This is a genomic window from Marinifilum breve (assembly GCF_003202155.1).
Lineage (GTDB): Bacteria > Bacteroidota > Bacteroidia > Bacteroidales > Marinifilaceae > Marinifilum > Marinifilum breve.
Genome location: NZ_QFLI01000005.1, coordinates 110090 through 128393, shown reverse-complemented (window position 1 = coordinate 128393; position 18304 = coordinate 110090). Strand labels below are relative to the sequence as shown.

The 18304-nt window shown below is 37.6% G+C and carries 18 protein-coding genes; 8 read left to right on the top strand and 10 right to left on the bottom strand.

Translation table 11 applies throughout. The features are described from left to right. Window positions 1-51: 51 nt before the first annotated feature. On the bottom strand, window positions 52-969 hold the full coding sequence (locus DF185_RS12440; protein WP_110361080.1) for an NAD-dependent epimerase/dehydratase family protein: 918 nt from the start codon (window positions 967-969) through the stop codon (window positions 52-54). Between the two features lie 159 nt (window positions 970-1128). Here DF185_RS12440 and DF185_RS12435 point away from each other — a divergent pair, with 159 nt between their 5' ends. The 7 genes from DF185_RS12435 to DF185_RS12405 all read left to right on the top strand — a co-directional run bounded on the left by DF185_RS12435 (window position 1129) and on the right by DF185_RS12405 (window position 10161). Further along, window positions 1129-1896: a TIGR00266 family protein gene (locus DF185_RS12435; protein WP_110361079.1), complete on the top strand. Its 768-nt coding sequence runs from the start codon at window positions 1129-1131 to the stop codon at window positions 1894-1896. 389 nt (window positions 1897-2285) lie between these two features. Then, window positions 2286-3437, top strand: coding sequence for a cytochrome c3 family protein (locus tag DF185_RS12430; protein WP_110361078.1), 1152 nt, complete (start codon window positions 2286-2288; stop codon window positions 3435-3437). Between the two features lie 56 nt (window positions 3438-3493). Next, entirely contained in the window at window positions 3494-6466 is a 2973-nt protein-coding gene (locus tag DF185_RS12425) for a Fe-S-cluster-containing hydrogenase (protein WP_110361077.1), read from the top strand. A gap of 10 nt (window positions 6467-6476) precedes the next feature. Next, entirely contained in the window at window positions 6477-7856 is a 1380-nt protein-coding gene (gene nrfD, locus DF185_RS12420; protein ID WP_110361076.1) for an NrfD/PsrC family molybdoenzyme membrane anchor subunit, read from the top strand. A gap of 4 nt (window positions 7857-7860) precedes the next feature. Beyond that, window positions 7861-8382: a DUF3341 domain-containing protein gene (locus DF185_RS12415; RefSeq protein WP_110361075.1), complete on the top strand. Its 522-nt coding sequence runs from the start codon at window positions 7861-7863 to the stop codon at window positions 8380-8382. Between the two features lie 19 nt (window positions 8383-8401). Beyond that, entirely contained in the window at window positions 8402-9565 is a 1164-nt protein-coding gene (locus DF185_RS12410; protein ID WP_110361074.1) for a quinol:cytochrome C oxidoreductase, read from the top strand. Between the two features lie 20 nt (window positions 9566-9585). Further along, entirely contained in the window at window positions 9586-10161 is a 576-nt protein-coding gene (locus DF185_RS12405; protein ID WP_110361073.1) for a c-type cytochrome, read from the top strand. Window positions 10162-10794: 633 nt separating this feature from the next. Here the strand turns inward: DF185_RS12405 and DF185_RS12400 are convergent. The 7 genes from DF185_RS12400 to DF185_RS12370 form a co-directional block, all read right to left on the bottom strand. Next, a complete protein-coding gene (locus DF185_RS12400) occupies window positions 10795-11115 on the bottom strand; it encodes a cation transporter (protein WP_110361072.1) in 321 nt (106 codons plus the stop codon). A gap of 90 nt (window positions 11116-11205) precedes the next feature. Then, window positions 11206-12072 (bottom strand): protoheme IX farnesyltransferase, encoded by an 867-nt coding sequence (locus DF185_RS12395; protein WP_110361071.1) that lies wholly within the window; start codon window positions 12070-12072, stop codon window positions 11206-11208. 3 nt (window positions 12073-12075) lie between these two features. Continuing rightward, window positions 12076-13026, bottom strand: coding sequence for a cytochrome c oxidase subunit II (gene coxB, locus DF185_RS12390; protein ID WP_110361070.1), 951 nt, complete (start codon window positions 13024-13026; stop codon window positions 12076-12078). Between the two features lie 3 nt (window positions 13027-13029). Then, window positions 13030-13317 (bottom strand): cytochrome C oxidase subunit IV family protein, encoded by a 288-nt coding sequence (locus DF185_RS12385; RefSeq protein ID WP_110361069.1) that lies wholly within the window; start codon window positions 13315-13317, stop codon window positions 13030-13032. A 10-nt stretch (window positions 13318-13327) separates the two neighbouring features. After that, window positions 13328-13945: a cytochrome c oxidase subunit 3 family protein gene (locus DF185_RS12380; RefSeq protein WP_110361068.1), complete on the bottom strand. Its 618-nt coding sequence runs from the start codon at window positions 13943-13945 to the stop codon at window positions 13328-13330. Then, entirely contained in the window at window positions 13938-15548 is a 1611-nt protein-coding gene (locus DF185_RS12375; RefSeq protein WP_110361067.1) for a cytochrome c oxidase subunit I, read from the bottom strand. Before DF185_RS12375 ends, DF185_RS12380 begins: the two co-directional genes overlap by 8 nt. A 71-nt stretch (window positions 15549-15619) precedes the next feature. Next, on the bottom strand, window positions 15620-16402 hold the full coding sequence (locus DF185_RS12370; RefSeq protein ID WP_110361066.1) for an SCO family protein: 783 nt from the start codon (window positions 16400-16402) through the stop codon (window positions 15620-15622). 225 nt (window positions 16403-16627) lie between these two features. On the opposite strand from DF185_RS12370, the gene DF185_RS12365 reads away from it, so the two are divergent. Continuing rightward, a complete protein-coding gene (locus DF185_RS12365; protein ID WP_110361065.1) occupies window positions 16628-17065 on the top strand; it encodes a c-type cytochrome in 438 nt (145 codons plus the stop codon). Between the two features lie 40 nt (window positions 17066-17105). On the opposite strand, the gene DF185_RS12360 is transcribed toward DF185_RS12365, so the two are convergent. Then, window positions 17106-17369, bottom strand: a complete 264-nt coding sequence (locus DF185_RS12360) for an SEC-C metal-binding domain-containing protein (RefSeq protein WP_110361064.1) — start codon at window positions 17367-17369, stop codon at window positions 17106-17108. An 81-nt stretch (window positions 17370-17450) separates the two neighbouring features. After that, window positions 17451-18227, bottom strand: coding sequence for an SDR family oxidoreductase (locus tag DF185_RS12355; protein ID WP_110361063.1), 777 nt, complete (start codon window positions 18225-18227; stop codon window positions 17451-17453). Window positions 18228-18304: the final 77 nt, after the last annotated feature.

Genomic DNA, 18304 nt, shown 5'->3' with positions numbered 1-18304 from the left:
CTTTGCGTTCTTTTGTTTTATATTCCTTTTGCGCACTTTGTGTGAAACCATTTAAATACTGGATGTCTCAAAATGATTCTTCAGAAGATCGATTTCTTCTTCGAAGCTCAAATCTTCTCCCTGGTATAATTTCATGATTCTATCATCTACTTTAACAGTTTGTTGTGGCAATTCAAGGTGTTGATTGGTGAAAATAATTTCAATGTCAGAACGTTGTTGCTGCATGCTTTCTACCAATTCCATAATCGATTTGTTGTAATCTACCAGGTTATAAACTCCAGAATCTAATTTTCCACCCAATAAATTTGCCAGAATATTGGTTGTTTTGTCAAGAGAGATAAATGGTAGTTTTTGATTTCCACTGCCATGAATGGATATTTTACCAACGAAATGCGAATCGAATAGAAGGTTGTTCAGAATGCCTTTCATCTTCATACTTACCCCATAGCCAAAGACATTACCCAATCGAATAATTTGAGTGTTGATTTTAGGCATAATGCGCTCAACATGTTGTTCACCTCGTAACTTCGAATTACCAAGCGATGAGGTTGGCTCCAACATGGAATAAACATCATATTCTTGACTGGAATAACCGTATACCTCGGTTGAACTGAGATAAATAAATTGTTTTACATTGCTGTCTTCAACCGCATATATCAATTCGGCAGTTCCCCAATTGTTAACCTGTTCGTGCATTTGGTGCAGCTTCTCATCATCAGTATTTTCAGCTGCCAAATGATACACAACATCCACATCTTTTATCAAACCGTCGAGTGTTCTGGAATCCAAAAGTTCACCTTTAACAAACTTTACCTTCCCAGGCTTAATTTGAGAATGAAGAAATAGGTTGTAATTATTCTGACTTAAATTATCCAATACCGTTATTTCTTTAACTTCTGGATTTTGATTCAATCTCCGGCAAAGTTCTGTACCAATATATCCGGCACCTCCTGTAATTAATATTTTCATGACAGTTCTCTTATTCGATTTTTAATAGGTCTATTAAAGTTACAGATTATCTTGCTTTACTGCCAAATAAGTATTGATTCTCTTTTGATTGAACACAATAAAATTAGATGTCTATAAAGAGATGTTTGTGATAATCTGTTAACTTTAAAAGAAAAAAATATGAGATCACACGAAATTGATTATACAATTAAAGGGCACGACATCCAATTGGTAGAAATTGAATTGGATCCGAATGAAACGGTAATTGCCGAAGCTGGGGCTATGCTTTACATGAAAGAGGGCATTGACTTTGAAACAAAAATGGGTGATGGTTCTGAGCCTGACAAAGGATTGTTTGGGAAGTTACTAAGTGCTGCATCCCGAAAAATAACGGGGGAATCTATTTTTATTACCCACTTTACCCACCGAGGAGTTGGAAAAAGTCATGTGGCTTTTGCAGCTCCATACCCAGGTACCATTGTTCCTTTGGATTTGGAAGAACTGGGTGGTTCGGTAATTGTGCAGCGCGATGCATTTTTATGTGCTGCTTTGGGAACCAAAATTAGTATGCACTTCAATCGAAAATTGGGATCCGGTTTTTTTGGAGGAGAAGGATTCATCCTCCAAAAGCTACAGGGAGATGGTAAAGCCTTCATTCATGCAGGTGGAACATTAATCGAACATGAGTTAAACGGTGAAACACTTCGCGTGGATACTGGCTGTGTTGTTGGCTATCAGGAAGGAGTAAATTTTGATATTCAGCAATCAGGAGGATTAAAATCGATGTTGTTTGGTGGAGAAGGATTGTTTCTTGCAACACTTAGTGGTAGAGGAAAAGTTTGGTTACAATCTATGCCAATTAGAAAATTGGTTAGTCAATTAAGTCCAGGAGGACCAAATGCTTCAAAAGAGAGCAGTGGTGGAATTTTAGATTCATTACTAGAATAAAAAAGTTTAAGAAATTAATTTTTAAGATGCTTCATATTAATGAGGCATCTTTTTATTTGTAGCCATTTTTAGGCACCGAAATTATTTAGAAACTGATTTTTTCATTTTTTTTTGAAATGAAGGAACTCATAGGAAATACTAATAAAAGACAGTATAGTCTTTTATAGCTGTGCTAATTATTGCAGATTGTTATGTGAAAAGGCTGTGATTTAATAGTTTAAATTGTTATATTTGGTAGAGAGCGAGTCATTTATGGAAAAAGATTCGCTTGGATTGTTTCTTGAAATGTTGATGAATTGTAGGGGAGAAGAGTAAAGAAACAGTCAATTTGACATTGCACGATTGCGAATTGCTATTATATAACCTTATCTGTAATAAATGCCTGACCTATGAGTAAACCCTACAGATTAACATGTGCCTTGTTCATATTTATTTTGCTGCTTGCCCCATTTCAAATTATTGCTAGTGAGGCTGATTCTACAGCAAAAGATGATCATTCTGGTCATTTTGATTACTTTTTAAATGGTGAAAAGAGAGGCGAAAGATTGTTTAAAGGATTAACCAGAACTCCCGTGGAGTGGCAATCCTGTGTTTCCTGTCACAATATCGATTATATCGACACATTAAACTGGAATCCTTCTGCCAAAGACATTGCCGGAACATTTGCCAATAAATCCATTGCCGAATTCCGTTCGGTTTTAATGTCTCCATTGGGCAAAAAAATGGAGGAATCTCATCAAAACTATTCTTTTTCAGATGAAGAGTTAGGCTATATTAAATCTTACTTGATGGATTTAAATAGCGCTGTGCTCTACGAAACAAAACCAAAGGTTAACAATCTTATTGTATTTTTCTTTTTAGGAGCATTAATCACATTGGCTTTGGTGGATCTTTTCTTTACGAAGAAAATCAAGTATAAAATTATTCCTATCCTGATTTTTGTATTTGCATTTGGATATCAGATTCAGATGTTAGCCGAAGGAGCAATGGCTTTGGGTCGCAAGCAGAATTATGCTCCCATTCAGCCAATTAAGTTCTCGCACAAAATACATGCAACCGACAATAAAATTGACTGTCGTTATTGCCACACTACCGTAGACGATAGCAAGTCGGCAGGAATTCCTCATGTGAATTTATGTCTGAACTGCCATGTGATTGTGCGTGAGGGAACCAATTCAGGAAAGTTCGAAATCAATAAGATTCATGCAGCGATTGAAAACAATACACCTGTAGAATGGGTTCGAATTCATCAGTTGCCGGATCATGTTTTCTTTAGTCATGCACAACATGCCAATGTAGGTAAGAGAGATTGTCAGGAATGTCATGGTTTGGTTGAAGAAATGCATGTGGTAAAACAGGTCGAAGATCTTTCGATGGGCTGGTGTTTGGATTGTCATGATAAAACAGCAGTTGATTTTCGCGAAAACGGATACTATTCTGAATCATTTAAAAAGCTACACGAGAAACTTACTTCGGGTGCAATAGATAGTGTTAGAGTAACGGATGTTGGAGGAAGGGAGTGTGCTCGTTGTCATTACTAATGAACTGCGAGTAAAACTCAACCATCTAATTTGTATCACTTGATAATCGTTTACCTATGAAGAAATATTGGAAAAGCCTTACCGAACTTAAAAATGGAGAGAACTCTGTTCCTGATCAACCAATGCCTAAAGGAAATCTGGAACAGATCTTAGATATATTCGACAAGAATGAAAGTGGTTCCAAGAGCAACCGACGTGATTTTTTGAAACTGTGTGGTTTTAGCCTTGCCATTAGTACAGTGGTAGCCAGCTGCGAAAACTCAGTGCAAAAAGCCATTCCCTATTTGATCAAACCAGAAGAAATAACGCCAGGTAAAGCCAATTATTATGCATCGAGCTTTGCGAAAGGAAGCGATTATTGTAGCATTCTTATTAAAACCCGAGAAGGAAGACCCATTAAGATTGAGGGAAACGATTTATCGGGTGTAACCAATGGCGGAACCAGCTCAAGAGTACAAGCATCCGTATTGGATTTGTACGATACAAGTCGATACAAACATCCTAAGAAAGGAAATCAGAAGTTAGCATGGGAAGAATTGGATGAAACAGTTAAGAAAGAATTAAATCGTCTTAAAAATGCTAATGAACAAGTCATATTACTTACTTCAAGTGTTTACAGTCCAAGTACCATAAATGTCATTCAGAAGTTTATAGCTCAATATCCAAATATAAAATGGGTGCAATATGATAGTCAATCTGGTTCAGCATTAATTCAAGCTAATGAAATGTGTTTTGGAAAAGCGGGTATTGCCGATTATCGATTCGATTATGCTGATAGGATTGTAAGCTTTGATGCGGATTTTCTAGGCACATGGTTGATGCCTGTGGAGCATATCAGGCAATATACCAAGAAGAGAAAGCTGTGCAATGGAAATACTTCCATGTCTCATCATACCCAAATAGAATCAAGATTGTCGCTTACTGGTAGTAATGCTGATAAAAGGATTCCTGTAAAGCCTTCAGAGCAAAAACTTTTGATTGTGCAGCTTTACAATGAAATTTTAAAATTAGCAGGGAAAGAGGTTTATTCAACTTCTATAGCTTCCGCAGATATTCAAAACACTGCCAAAGATTTGTGGTCGCATAAAGGGAAATCACTGGTTGTGTCAGGATCGAAGGATACCAGTGTACAGGTGATTGTAAATGCTATTAATTTCGAATTGGAGAATTATGGTTCTACTTTAAGGGTAGACAAACAATTACATACTTACCAAGCAAATGATTCTGATATGAATCAGCTATTGGAAGATATGAAATCCGGGAAGTTAAAAGGAATCATTAGCTATGGCGTGAATCCGGTTTTCGATTATCAGCATGGAAATGAGTTTGCATCTGCTCTCAAGAAAATAGGCTTTAGTGTTGCTATGGATGAGGTACCAAACGAGACAACTGCATTGATGAGTTTTGTTGCTCCGGATAATCATTTCCTGGAAAGTTGGAATGATTTTGAGCCCAAAACCAATCGATACAGTTTGATGCAACCGGGTATTCGTCCGCTTTTCGACACGCGACAATTCCAATCAAGCCTGTTGAGTTGGATGGGTGAGGACAGCAACTATCTTAATTTTATAAAAAATCATTGGGAAAAGAACATGTACCCAATGCAAACGGCTTATCCAAACTTCACGACTTTCTGGAATCATACATTACAACAGGGAGTATTTGAACCAAGTGTAAAGTCAGTCTTCGATACGAAATTTAGTTTGTCTGATATGAGTAGGCTTGTCAGCCAACTGGCAAAACAAGCGGATAACAAAGGTGTAGAATTGCAATTGTACGAAAGCATTGCCATTGGCGATGGAAAAATGGCTAATAATCCATGGCTGCAGGAGATGCCAGATCCGGTAACGAAAATTTGTTGGGACAATTACTTATGTGTTTCGCCGAAGCAAGCTGAAGAGATGATGCTAGAAACCGGAGATGTAGTTGAATTGAATTCGCAAGTAAAACTTCCTGTGTATGTTCTACCAGGACAAGCATACAATACTGTGGCAGTTGCCACTGGTTATGGAAGGCAGGTTTGCGGTGTTGTTGGGAAGAATGTTGGGGTAAATGTAAATTCCTTACTACAATCCAATGATGATTTTATTGGAGATATTAATCTGACAAAAACAGGAGAGAAGTACGATTTGGCCATGACGCAAACGCATCATTCTATGGAGGGAAGAGCCATAGTTCGCGAAGCTGGATTGGAGGAATACAAAAAGAATCCTTCGGCAGGGAATGAATCGCATCATGCTTACGAAAATGCAAGTATTTACGAAAAGCCAAAGTTCCCAAATCATCATTGGGGATTGGTGGTTGACCTGAATTCTTGTGTCGGCTGTGGAGCTTGTTCCATTGCTTGTCAATCGGAAAATAATGTTCCGGTAGTTGGAAAGAAAGAGGTGATTCGAGCACACGAAATGTCGTGGATAAGAATCGACAGGTATTTCTCGGGAGATGAATTCAATCCTGATGTTTCCTTCCAACCTGTGATGTGTCAGCATTGCGATAATGCTCCTTGCGAGAATGTTTGTCCGGTGGCAGCAACCAATCACAGCAGCGAAGGACTAAATCAAATGGCTTACAATCGATGCATTGGAACAAGGTATTGTGGTAACAACTGTCCATACAAAGTGCGACGTTTCAATTGGTTTGATTACACCAAAGCCGATTCGATACCAAACAATTTGCACGATGTAGCGGAAATGACAATCGATCTGAAACGTATGGTGCTAAATCCTGATGTAACAATTCGAGCCAAAGGTGTGATTGAGAAATGTTCGCTTTGTGTTCAAAGAATTCAGGAAGGAAAACTAAATGCCAAGATTGAAGGCAGAAAAGTGAAGGATGGAGAAATTAAGACAGCTTGTCAGCAGGCTTGTCCATCGGGAGCCATCATTTTTGGAGATTTAAACGACAAAGAGAGCAAACTGGTAAAAGAAACTTCTAGTAAGAGAAATTACCATCTGCTTGAAGAGATTCACACCTTACCATCGGTAAGTTATTTGACGAAGATTAGAAATAAAAAAATGAACCACTCATAAATCCACGCCTATGTATGTGTCGCCTATTAGAGAACCCCTTGTAACGGGGAAGAAGACCTACAAGAAAATAACGGACGAAATTTCTGCTCCTATCGAAGGCAAGCCCGGAAAAGCATGGTATGCAGGCATCACTTTAACGGTTTCTGCATTGCTGCTCGGACTGGCCATGATGGGATATACCATTTGGGAAGGAATTGGAACCTGGGGACTAAATAAAACCATTGGTTGGGGATGGGGAATCACCAACTTTGTATGGTGGGTTGGTATTGGTCACGCGGGTACCTTTATTTCTGCCATTTTGCTATTGTTCCGTCAAAAATGGAGAACGAGTATCAACCGTTCGGCTGAGGCAATGACCTTGTTTGCTGTAATGTGTGCAGGTTTGTTTCCTTTAATTCATATGGGCCGACCATTACTGGGATTTTTCGTGTTCCCATATCCAAATACGCGTGAACTCTGGGTAAACTTTAACTCCCCATTGTTATGGGATGTTTTTGCCATTAGTACCTATTTCACGGTATCTCTGCTTTTCTGGTATGTGGGTTTAATTCCTGATATTGGAACCATACGAGATCGAATGAAATCCAAATTTAAGAAATGGATTTACGGATTGTTGAGCTTTGGTTGGACAGGATCAGCAAAACACTGGCAGCGCCATGAATCAATCAGTTTGATTTTGGCTGGTTTGGCAGCGCCACTTGTACTTTCGGTTCATAGTATTGTAAGTACCGACTTTGCCACTTCTGTGATTCCTGGTTGGCATACCACCATCTTCCCGCCTTATTTTGTTGCGGGGGCCATCTTCTCTGGTTTTGCCATGGTGCTTACCTTGCTCATCATTACCAGAAAAGTATTACATCTTGAGAACTATATTACTGTCGGTCATATCGAATCGATGAATAAGATCATTATTGCAACAGGTTCAATTGTTGGTATTGCTTATATCACCGAGCTGTTTATTGCATGGTATTCGGGTGTAGAATACGAACAGTACGCCTTTTTGAATAGAGCTACAGGACCATATTGGTGGGCTTACTGGATCATGATGACCTGTAATGTAATATCACCACAGTTGTTGTGGTTTAAGAAATTGCGACGAAATCTGGTATTTACTTTCATACTTTCCATATTCATTAATATCGGAATGTGGTTTGAACGATTTGTAATTATCGTAACCTCTCTTCACCGCGACTATTTGCCATCAAGCTGGTCGATGTACGAACCAACAATGGTAGAAGTTGGAATTTTTATAGGAACACTTGGCTTGTTCTTCACCTGTTTTCTTCTGTTCATTCGTGTATTCCCGGTAATTGCCATTGCTGAGGTTAAGAGTGTATTGAAGAGTTCGGGAGATCAAAAAGATAAATCTGAAACCAAAGAAAAACACTAGAGACATGAGGAGATACATTTCGGCATATTTCGAGGATGAGGAGAATCTTTTAAGAGCAACAAAAGATTTAAGAGACAAGCAGCTTTCTATTCAGGATGTTCTAACTCCTTTCCCGATTCACGGTTTGGATCCAATTTTAGGTTTCAAACGATCAAGAATACCAACAATTGGTTTTATTGGAGGAGCAATTGGCTGTATCATAGCCTTTGGCTTCCAGGCTTGGGCATTTGTAGTAGATTATCCTTTGTTCATTGGTGGGAAGCCACATTTTGCGATTCCATCCTTTATCCCAATTACCTTTGAGTTGACAGTTTTGTTTGCTGCTTTTGCGATGGTATTTGCTTTCCTGATTCGATCGAAACTAGGACCCGGTGCAAACAATCCAATTCACGATGAAAGAATTACCGATGATCGATTCATGATTATTGTTGATTTGGATGAGGCAGGAAATCAGGATGAGTTGGTGAAAGAGATTCTGCTAAAGGAGGAAGCTCAGGAAATTAAAGTGAAAGAGATTGACAAATAACCTTCAAAATCACACAGAGATGGAAGAAAAATATACTTTAAAACGAAAAACACAATATGGAATCTTATCCATTGCGGGCGTTGGAATTCTCTTGCTGATTTTGGGCTATTTTATCGAATCGCCAAACAGGCAGGAATTGTGGGCCAATGTTTTAATCAACAACCTCTATTTCTTGTTTATTGCCTTGTTTGGAGGAGTTTTTCTAGCGCTTCATAAGATTGCTTATGCAGGTTGGTATACCGCTTTAAAGCGGATTCCTGAAGCCTTAACCAAATTTTTACCAATATCGGCAGCCTTAATGTTTTTGATCTATTTTGGAATGCACGATTTGTATCACTGGTCACACGAAGGATTGCATGATCCAATACTGGAAGGAAAAGCTGCATATCTAAATGTGCCATTCTTTTTTGTACGTATGGCATTGTATTTTCTGGGGTGGATTGGTTTGACCTATTTACTGAGGAAGAATACGCTGGATCAGGATTTGAATCCGGATTTAAAATATCACAACAGGGGTAAAATTTTGGCTGCCTTATTTATGGTGTTTTTCGCCATTTCGAGTTCTACCATGAGCTGGGATTGGATCATGTCTATTGATGCACATTGGTTCAGTACCCTGTTTGGCTGGTTTATTTTCATCGGAATGTTTGTATGCGGTATCGCCACAATAATATTGCTAATAGCCTTCTTAAAATCGCAAGGCTATCTGGAATACATCAACAAAGAACATATCCACGATATGGGAAAATACCTATTCGCTTTCAGTATCTTCTGGATGTATTTGTGGTTCTCCCAGTACTTGTTGATATGGTACAGTCACATTCCTGAAGAGACCGCCTATTTTGCACCACGACTAACCGATCACAAGATTCTGTTTTTTACAGTTCTGGTCATCAATTTCCTATTCCCATTTCTAGCACTAATGACAAGAGATGCCAAGCGAAATTTAAAATGGTTAAGTTTTGTAGCCATAGTTGTACTGATAGGGCATTGGTTGAATGTGTATATGCTTGTAATACCTGGAACTATTGGTAAAACTGCACAGATTGGCTTAATCGAAATTGGTTTTATTGCCTTGTATTTGGGAGGATTCCTGTATGTGGTATTTACTTCCTTGGCTAAAACACCATTGTTGGTGAAAAATGATCCTTTACTCGAAGAAAGTTTCCATTACGAAACCTGATTCACCTAAAAAGATTGATTATGAGAAAAAAGAGATACATATCGATTTTAGCATTGTTGCTGATAGGAGTAATGATTTCATGTGATAAGGATAACAATCATCCGGGCTATTCCTATTTTCCAGATATGCAGGATTCAAGAGCTTATGAAACCTATTCTTCCAATCCAAACTTTGCCGATGGAAAAACACTAAGGTTGCCTGTGGAGGGTACCATTCCAAGAGAAATGATTCCTTATGATTTTGAGAAAACTCCGGAAAACAGAACCTGGGCAGGTCAAAATATCGTGAACATGACAGAAATGAGCATGGAGGATGTTGCAAGAGGCAAGGAACTGTTTGGCATCTTTTGCATCAACTGTCATGGAGAAAAAGGTGATGGACAAGGATTTTTATACACCAGTGGGAAATATCCTTATGAACCTAAGAGTTTGGTTACGGATATCCTGAAATCTACACCCCGTGGAGAGTTTTTCCACGTAATAACTGCTGGTTATGGTGTTATGGGAGCCCATGGTCCTCAAATCAAACCTGATGACAGGTGGAAGATTATTGAATACATTAAAGTTGAACTACAAGGAAAAAATTTGAACAACTAGCTTAAAATACAAATCAATTAGATTCAATAGCGGTATGCCTTTTAAAAGACATACCGCTATTTGATTTTCCTAGTAACCTGAGTTCGATTTAAAATATCCGACACAGAAAATCAGGTTTAATCAAGATTTGCTTTAAAAAATCTGAAAGAATATCGGGATATTTTGAAGAGTTTTTAAAGTAAAGATTGGATGAAGATGACTTTTTCAAAGAATTTGACTGTTTTTGGCATAAATTTCCTCAAATCCCCTTGAAATATCCCGATATTCCTTCGAATATTTGAGAAAATTTCTACTCAAAACCAGTACAAACTGTGACAATATTTTTAATTGAACTCAGGTTAGTATTAAGGGCTGATAGTCTGCATCCTTAAAAGATTGGAACATGCCTTCCTTTAAGGATGAACACTTTCTACCGTCGGTAGAAGGTGTTACTACCGCTCGGTATAAGCATCATCTATCGTCGGTATAAACCTCTTATACCGACGGTAGAAAGTGCACATACAAAGGGGGCTGATTATTTGATTAGGGAAGGAAGGGAACTTTTCTGATTAGGCTAATCTAATGAGTACTATGGATAGCAAAAAAAATCAGAAGTAAAGCTACCTCTGATTTTATACTGGTTTAGATATTTTATTATTCATTTACAGTATAGCCTACCGTTTCAATTTTTTGAGCAATCTCCTCACGATTCACCTTGTCTTTTTCAACCATAATGGTTACGCGGTTATTCTTGTGAGAGGCTTTTACTTCTTTTACTCCTTTGACTTGCTTTAATCCGTTTATGACAGTGTTTTCGCATCCGGTACAAGTCATTCCACTCACATGAAATTCCATTTTTTGATATTCTACAGTTTGAGTGGTGCTTGCTTTATCAGTTTGCTCTGATTTTTTTGTGTTCGACTGACATGCAGCAAATAAACCTACCGCCAGTAATAGAATTAATATTTTTTTCATCGTATTTTGCTTTAGTTGATTTATAAATTTAAATAGTATCGCCTTAAATGTCCAGTAAATCCGTTTTAATAACAAATTGATAACAAGATACTACAAGTACAATCTGTCAATTCCAATCATTATCATTACCAGTAAGAAATACAAATTAAGCCTAAGAAATAGTTTTCTGGTATTTGATCTTTCTTCCTTTTTAAGCAATATAAAACTGTTGGGTATAATCCACATGGATAATATGAGTAAGGCCCAAATCAAAATCTGAGAAGAAATCACACTAAATGCGGGTAGTAATAAGGCTACAACAATGGTTGCCAGCATCCATACCAAGGTGATTTTTCGAATTTGATTGAATGTAAATACATCAGTTAGCACCTTAAATCCTGCTTGTTTGTAATCTTCGCCATACAACATTAGCAAGAGCCAAAAATGTGGTATCTGACCAATAAAAAAGAAAAAGGATAATGCCAAAATAGGAGGAGCAAATAAATCACCACCTGCTGCTACCCAACCAATCCAAGGAGGGAAAGCTCCACTTAAAGCTCCAGGAACGACTGCAAAGGCTGTGAACTGTTTAAGGGGAGTGTAAACCAAGTTGTACCAAAAAATGGAGAGGATTGCGATCCATAAACTGGTTATATTTCCTCCCCAGGCAAGAAAACCACATCCTGTCAATAGGAAAAGTGCACTCCACCTCACTGCTTCTGAAATGCTAATTCTTCCCGATGGTATGGGCCTGAACTTTGTCCTGTTCATTAATGCATCTTTCTTGTATTCCTGGATATGATTTAGGGCTGAAGCACCCATTACTATCAAAAATATGCCAAAAACAATATGAAACATTTGCCAGGATATTTCAGGCGTATGCAGAATAAATCCTGTAAAACACGAAATGGCAATGGGAATAGCAATTTTTACTTTTCCCAATTCTAATAGTACTGATATCTTTGCTTGTATGTTCATAGGTTATTGATCCTCGCTTAAAGTTTTCATGAATTCAATAATTTCTCCAATGTCTTCTTCGGTAAGTTCGTTTTTATAAGAGAGCATCAATCCTTTTTGATATCCATCTACGATATCATCATTCGGATTGTAAATTGAATTCAATACATATGCACTATCTACAACAACTTCTCTTTTTTCTTTGCCGGTTTTTACCAATTCCTTCGACCCAAATAATCCTTTCCACGTTGGTCCTACTAATTTCGAACCATCAATGGAGTGACAAGCCAAACAACCATTCTTTTTTACGATTGCAAGTCCTAAGGCACCTGGTTTGTCGGAAATTAATTGCACAGTTTGGGTAGTATCAATATACCAGGAATCAAATTTTTCCTGAGGCATTACTATTACTGATGTTTGCATGTAGGAGTGTCTCAATCCACAATATTCAGTACAGAATAAATCGAACTCACCTTCTCTTCCTGGAATAAACCACATCATGTGTTCCTGTCCGGGCACAACATCTTGTTTCAAACGAAAAGCCGGAATGTAAACACTATGCAATACATCCAATGCTACCAAATCCAATTTAATGGCTCTATCAATTGGCACGTAAAGCGTATCGGTTGTCTTACCGTTTTCGTACTCGAATTGCCAATTCCACATTCGCCCAATGGTTTTGATCTCAAAAGCATCATCAGGGGCTTCTTTCATAGGTTTGTATCCCATCCAGCCATAGTAAAACATTACCATTACCAGAGCAGTTGGAATCACTGTCCATAGTATTTCCAAACTAACACTTCCGTGGATTTGTGTTGCTTTAGGATTTTTCGATTTGCGATATCGAAAAACAAAATATATCATGACAACGGTGATGGCAACAAGGAAAAATAAAATAATTCCTAATATCACCATAAAAGAGGTGTCAACTCCTTTTACAAAATTTGAAGCATCGGCTATTCCTTTCGAAAACATAAGCTATCGGTATAAGTAGTCCATGAATGTAATAACTATAACGCAGGCCAGTAGCAAAAACACACTTGCCACCATAATGCCATAAAATTTCTTGTCGAATTTTAAATGCATAAATATCAGCAATACCAAAACCGACTTGATACTTGCCAGTAGTAATGCCATGGTAACCGTATATGGGCCCAAATCAATTTCTGTTACTGCTACTGATACAAATGTCATAAACAGCAGTGCGATCAAGACATATACATATGTTTTGTATTTTACGATGTGTGTATGTTGGTCTTTTTCCATAGTGCTTTATTTAGGTAATGAGATAAAATAATGGGAAAAGGAAAATCCAAATTAAATCGACAAGGTGCCAATACAGTCCACTATTTTCGAGAATGACGAAATTATCATGCTGCACCTCATTTTTAACAACCAAGTGCATTACATATCCAATAAATGCCATACCTATAACAATGTGAAGAGCATGTAAGCCTGTCATTGCGTAGTACAATCCAAAGAATAGTAATTCACCTCTACTTGCTTCTTGCAATGTCATACTTCCCGGATAAATTCCATGAGAGATTTTACCACTCCATTCGAAATATTTGTTCACCATAAAAGCCAGGGCCAACAGAAGAGTAACCCCCATTAATATCAGCGTAAGCTTTTTGTTCTTGTACTGAATGGCACTAATCGACATGGCAATAGTCATACTGCTTACCAGTAGAATAACTGTATTGATTGTACCCAGAGTAGTGTCCAGCTCTTCGGCAGCCAAATGAAAAGCCAAAGGATTTAAATATCGATAAACCGAATAGGCAATGAATAGTCCACCAAATAATAGAAGTTCGGTGAAAATGAAAATCCACATACCGGTTTTAGCACCTTCATCGTCTCTGTGTTCGTCTATGTGTACCTGATGATCATTCATATCCGTATGGGTGTTTGGTTACAGTTGGAATTTCTTCAAAATTTTCAAGGCTTGGAGGACTTGCCACAGTCCATTCCAGAGTTTTGCCTTTCCAAGGATCAGCCACGGCTGGTTCACCATGTTTTGCAGAGCGTACTAGGTTGGTAATAATTATTATCAAACCTGAAATCATTAGTAATGCACCTAGTGATGATACGATATTTGGGCCATGGAATTCATCAACATAGTCGTAATATCTGCGAGGCATACCTGTCATACCCAAATAGAACATTGGCAGGTAAAGGATATTGAATCCTGTAAAGAATATTGCCAAACCAATATTCGCCCATGATTTGTCGTACATTTTGCCAAACATTTTAGGATACCAATAATGAATGGCTCCAAAGAAGGCATAGCCTGTTCCACCAAATACAATAAAGTGGAAGTGAGCCACAACAAAAGCGGTATCATGCAAATGCACATTGGTTGATAATGCTCCCAACACCATTCCCGATAATCCACCAACCATAAAGACAAACAGGAAGCAAAGTGCCCATAAGAATGGGGTTTGAATATCAATAGATGCCTTATGAAGAGTTGCCACCCAGTTAAAAATTTTAATTGCACTAGGTATGGCTACGAAGAATGTTAGTATAGAGAATGTGTAAAGGGCGGTACCACTCATTCCCGAGGTAAACATGTGATGTCCCCACACAAAGTAACCAACAAAAGCAATGGCCAATGTAGAAACCACAATTGCCTTGTATCCGAAGATGGTCTTACGTGCAAATGTTGGAATGATTTCAGAAATCACACCCATGGCAGGTAATATCATGATGTATACAGCAGGGTGGGAGTAGATCCAGAACAGATGCTGATAAAGGATTGGATCGCCTCCTAATGCAGGATCGAAAAATCCAATCTGCATGGTGCGTTCCAATACAATCATTAAAAGGGTAACACCTACAATCGGAGTTGCCAGTACTTGAATCCAGGAAGTTCCGTATAGTGCCCAAGGGAACAGTGGCATTTTCATCCAAGTCATTCCCGGAGCACGCATTCTGTGAATGGTTACAATAAAGTTAATACCTGTAGCAATGGATGAGAAACCTAAAACAAATGCACCCGTAACCGCCGGTAGCATATTGGTTCCTGTTCTGAAACTATATGGAGCGTAGAATGTCCAACCTGTATCTGGAGGACCATCACCTATAAACTGAGCTGATAATGCAATGAAAGCTCCAATAATATAAATCCACCATGAGAGTAGGTTTAACTTTGGGAAGGCTACATCTTTTGCTCCAATCATGATTGGCAGAAAGAAATTCCCAAAAACAGCTGGCAAGCCTGGTACCACAATCAGGAATATCATTGTAATACCATGCAGTGTAAAGAAGCTGTTGTAGGTTTGAGCATCCATAATGGTCTTGCCCGGAGCAATAAGCTCAATTTTCATGGCAAGTCCAAGCAGGGCTGCTACACTAAACAATACTAACATGCTGTACAAATAGAGCAGACCAATGCGTTTGTGGTCTGTCGAGAAAATCCAGGCAAACAGTCCTTTGAATCGTCCTTTGTATTCAAGGTAACTCACCTCGGTGTGCTGATTTACGGCTTCTGACATATGTGTAGGTATTAATTTATTTGACTACAGATTACACGATAATTACTGTTTTTGAATGGTGTAATTTGTGGTTAACTTCTTTTTTTTCGTGGTTTTCTAATCACCAGTAATAGGAATATGATGATTCCCATTGCAAGTATGATTGTACCTGTAATTTTTGTAATATTTAAAACATAGGCCTGTCCTACAGGATCATATGAATAACAATATTGTAATATTTTATTGATGGTAGGTCCGGCTTGACCTTTGGACGCCTCAAGCATGGCCAGCTTAAATTCGAATGGAAGAAAATAAGTTCCATTTAAATATCGGGTAATCTTACCTTCTGGACTCAATACGATAACTGTAGCTGCATGTGTATAGTCGTTACCAGTTTTTTTGTAACGAAATCCCATGCTTTGTGTTGCTTTAGCTATGTTAAGACTGTCTGCAGTGAAGAACTTCCAACCTTCTTCGGTGTTTTTTTCTTTTACCAAAGATTTGTAGTTGTTTTTCTTTTTAATGGCCAAGTCAATGGTTTCTGTAGGATCAAAACTGATTGTGATTACTTGGTAATCTTCGGAAAGTTCTAAGTCACTTTTTTCAATAACTTCTGCCAATCCATCCATTAAGGGACTGCAAATTCCGGGACATCGGTAGTATACAAATATTAATGCAGTAGGCTTATCGATCTGCTTTTTTAGATTAACCAATTCACCTGCTTCGTTGGTAATCATTATGTCCTCAGGGATATATTCTTCAAGGTGTTCTATTACACCTACCTCAAAGTCATAATATAACTCTTTAGCATTTTGACTAACCGAAATAAAAGATTGAAGAAGAAAGGCAAGGCAAATAGCAAGTTTTAACTTCATAGTTATTCCTCCAAATTTTAGGGTTAAGGAGAGAAAATGGGCAATAATCCAATAAAATTATTCTCGTCCGGTTAAGTGGTTCTATATAAATATATAAAATAATTTTGTAGTTTTTTATGCTTAACTTTCTTTTTTTACGACACTTAGCTATTTAGATGATAGATTTATTTTGATAATATCACTTGTGTTGATTATTTTTATTAGGTCTAAACAAGAATCTGAAGCATGAAATTAATAAACCTAATATTTGTCTTTTTCTCATTCTTTCTAGTTACGGCTTGCGGAGGATCTGATAAAAAGAAGACAGTAAGTACAGATCAGAATATAAGTTTGTCGGAACAGGACTTAGAGAAAGGAGCAGTTTTATATCGAGCGAAGTGTATGAATTGCCATATGAAGTCGGGGAAAGGAATAGAAAAGTTTTATCCGCCTTTGGCAGATGCTGATTATTTACGAGAGAATTTAGAAGATGCCATTTACATGGTGAAGTTTGGAAGTAATAAACCTATAAAAGTAAATGGAGTGAAATACAATAGCCTGATGCCTGCCTCTGGATTGACTGATGAGGAATTGGTTTTGGTATTCAATTACATACTAAATTCTTGGGGAAACGATTATGGAAGTATCACTCTCGATCAGGTTAAGGTAGTAAAAAGAAAATAAAAAGAGATCATTCGTTAGAATGATCTCTTTTGAGAATATTTTAACTTACACTGGTTCTAACTCTAAAATGCTCTTTTCTTAGTTTTTTTACCGATAAGATTTTAATTTCTTCTTCGCCTGTTTTTTCATCTATTTTTCGAACCGCAATTTTGCTTCTTTTTTGATGATCTGGATAATGACAGGATTTGTATTTTTTGCCACTATCGCAATAGCACTTTTCATTGCGTTCCATTTTTACGTAGTAAAATTCTTCCTCATTAGTTGAATTGAAGAAGTTTAAAATGTTGTCGAGTAAATTCTTCATTGTACAAGAGTTTTTAGGATTACATTTTGGGTTCTATTAAGTTAATGTTTATCCTAATTGGAAGCAAATGAAATTGTAAATTTAACCGTGTACACCTAATATTTGTCCACCATCAACGCTAATGGTCTGACCAGTGATGTATCCCGAAGCGGGAGATAATAGCCAAGCTGCCAATTGCCCTAAATCATCAGGATTTCCCATTTTTTTCATTCGAATTCCTGCTGCTATTTTATCTTTGGCTTCCTGTGTTGTGATATTTTCCTGCTCAGCTTTTTTATCCAATAAACGATTGATGGCCGGAGTTTCATGATAACCTGGTCCAACAATATTTAAAGTTACACCCGAATCAGCAATTTCCTGAGATAATGTTTTTACAAATCCTACCACGGAAAGTCTTAAGGATGTACTTAGAACCAAATTGTCGATAGGCTGTTTTACAGATGAACTTTCCAGGAACACCATTCTTCCATAAGATTCTTTCATCATTAAGGGAATTAGGGCTTGCGTAAGTGCTACTTTCCAACGCAGTAATTGATGATAGGCATTGTCCCAATCTTCAATTTTTGTTTCTAAGGTTTTCATAGCTGGCGGACCTCCGGCATTTACAAATACACCTGAAATTTTCCTGTTATTTATTTTATCCAGTAAAACTTGTATGCTCTCAGGTACGGTAATGTCAGCACTTAACCTTTCAATGGAGTTGGGGTACTCTTTCTCTAGTTCAATTAGTTTTTCATTGCTACGTGCAATAGCAATTACTTTGGCTCCATCCTGAACCAGGTAGTTTAATACTGCAGCTCCAAAACCAGAAGTTGCACCGCAGACTACAAAAAGTTGATCTTTAATATTTAAATCCATGTAGAAATTATTTTTAGATTGAATTTCTACTAAAAATACCTTTTTCTTTTTGGATTTTATTCTTGACTTGTAATGAT

Excerpts from the sequence above, each read along its gene's own strand:
- DF185_RS12440 (WP_110361080.1), bottom strand. The coding sequence starts at position 969 with ATGAAAATATTAATTACAGGAGGTGCCGGATATATTGGTACAGAACTT.
- DF185_RS12435 (WP_110361079.1), top strand. The coding sequence starts at position 1,129 with ATGAGATCACACGAAATTGATTATACAATTAAAGGGCACGACATCCAA.
- DF185_RS12430 (WP_110361078.1), top strand. The coding sequence starts at position 2,286 with ATGAGTAAACCCTACAGATTAACATGTGCCTTGTTCATATTTATTTTG.
- DF185_RS12425 (WP_110361077.1), top strand. The coding sequence starts at position 3,494 with ATGAAGAAATATTGGAAAAGCCTTACCGAACTTAAAAATGGAGAGAAC.
- nrfD (WP_110361076.1), top strand. The coding sequence starts at position 6,477 with ATGTATGTGTCGCCTATTAGAGAACCCCTTGTAACGGGGAAGAAGACC.
- DF185_RS12415 (WP_110361075.1), top strand. The coding sequence starts at position 7,861 with ATGAGGAGATACATTTCGGCATATTTCGAGGATGAGGAGAATCTTTTA.
- DF185_RS12410 (WP_110361074.1), top strand. The coding sequence starts at position 8,402 with ATGGAAGAAAAATATACTTTAAAACGAAAAACACAATATGGAATCTTA.
- DF185_RS12405 (WP_110361073.1), top strand. The coding sequence starts at position 9,586 with ATGAGAAAAAAGAGATACATATCGATTTTAGCATTGTTGCTGATAGGA.
- DF185_RS12400 (WP_110361072.1), bottom strand. The coding sequence starts at position 11,115 with ATGAAAAAAATATTAATTCTATTACTGGCGGTAGGTTTATTTGCTGCA.
- DF185_RS12395 (WP_110361071.1), bottom strand. The coding sequence starts at position 12,072 with ATGAACATACAAGCAAAGATATCAGTACTATTAGAATTGGGAAAAGTA.
- coxB (WP_110361070.1), bottom strand. The coding sequence starts at position 13,026 with ATGTTTTCGAAAGGAATAGCCGATGCTTCAAATTTTGTAAAAGGAGTT.
- DF185_RS12385 (WP_110361069.1), bottom strand. The coding sequence starts at position 13,317 with ATGGAAAAAGACCAACATACACACATCGTAAAATACAAAACATATGTA.
- DF185_RS12380 (WP_110361068.1), bottom strand. The coding sequence starts at position 13,945 with ATGAATGATCATCAGGTACACATAGACGAACACAGAGACGATGAAGGT.
- DF185_RS12375 (WP_110361067.1), bottom strand. The coding sequence starts at position 15,548 with ATGTCAGAAGCCGTAAATCAGCACACCGAGGTGAGTTACCTTGAATAC.
- DF185_RS12370 (WP_110361066.1), bottom strand. The coding sequence starts at position 16,402 with ATGAAGTTAAAACTTGCTATTTGCCTTGCCTTTCTTCTTCAATCTTTT.
- DF185_RS12365 (WP_110361065.1), top strand. The coding sequence starts at position 16,628 with ATGAAATTAATAAACCTAATATTTGTCTTTTTCTCATTCTTTCTAGTT.
- DF185_RS12360 (WP_110361064.1), bottom strand. The coding sequence starts at position 17,369 with ATGAAGAATTTACTCGACAACATTTTAAACTTCTTCAATTCAACTAAT.
- DF185_RS12355 (WP_110361063.1), bottom strand. The coding sequence starts at position 18,227 with ATGGATTTAAATATTAAAGATCAACTTTTTGTAGTCTGCGGTGCAACT.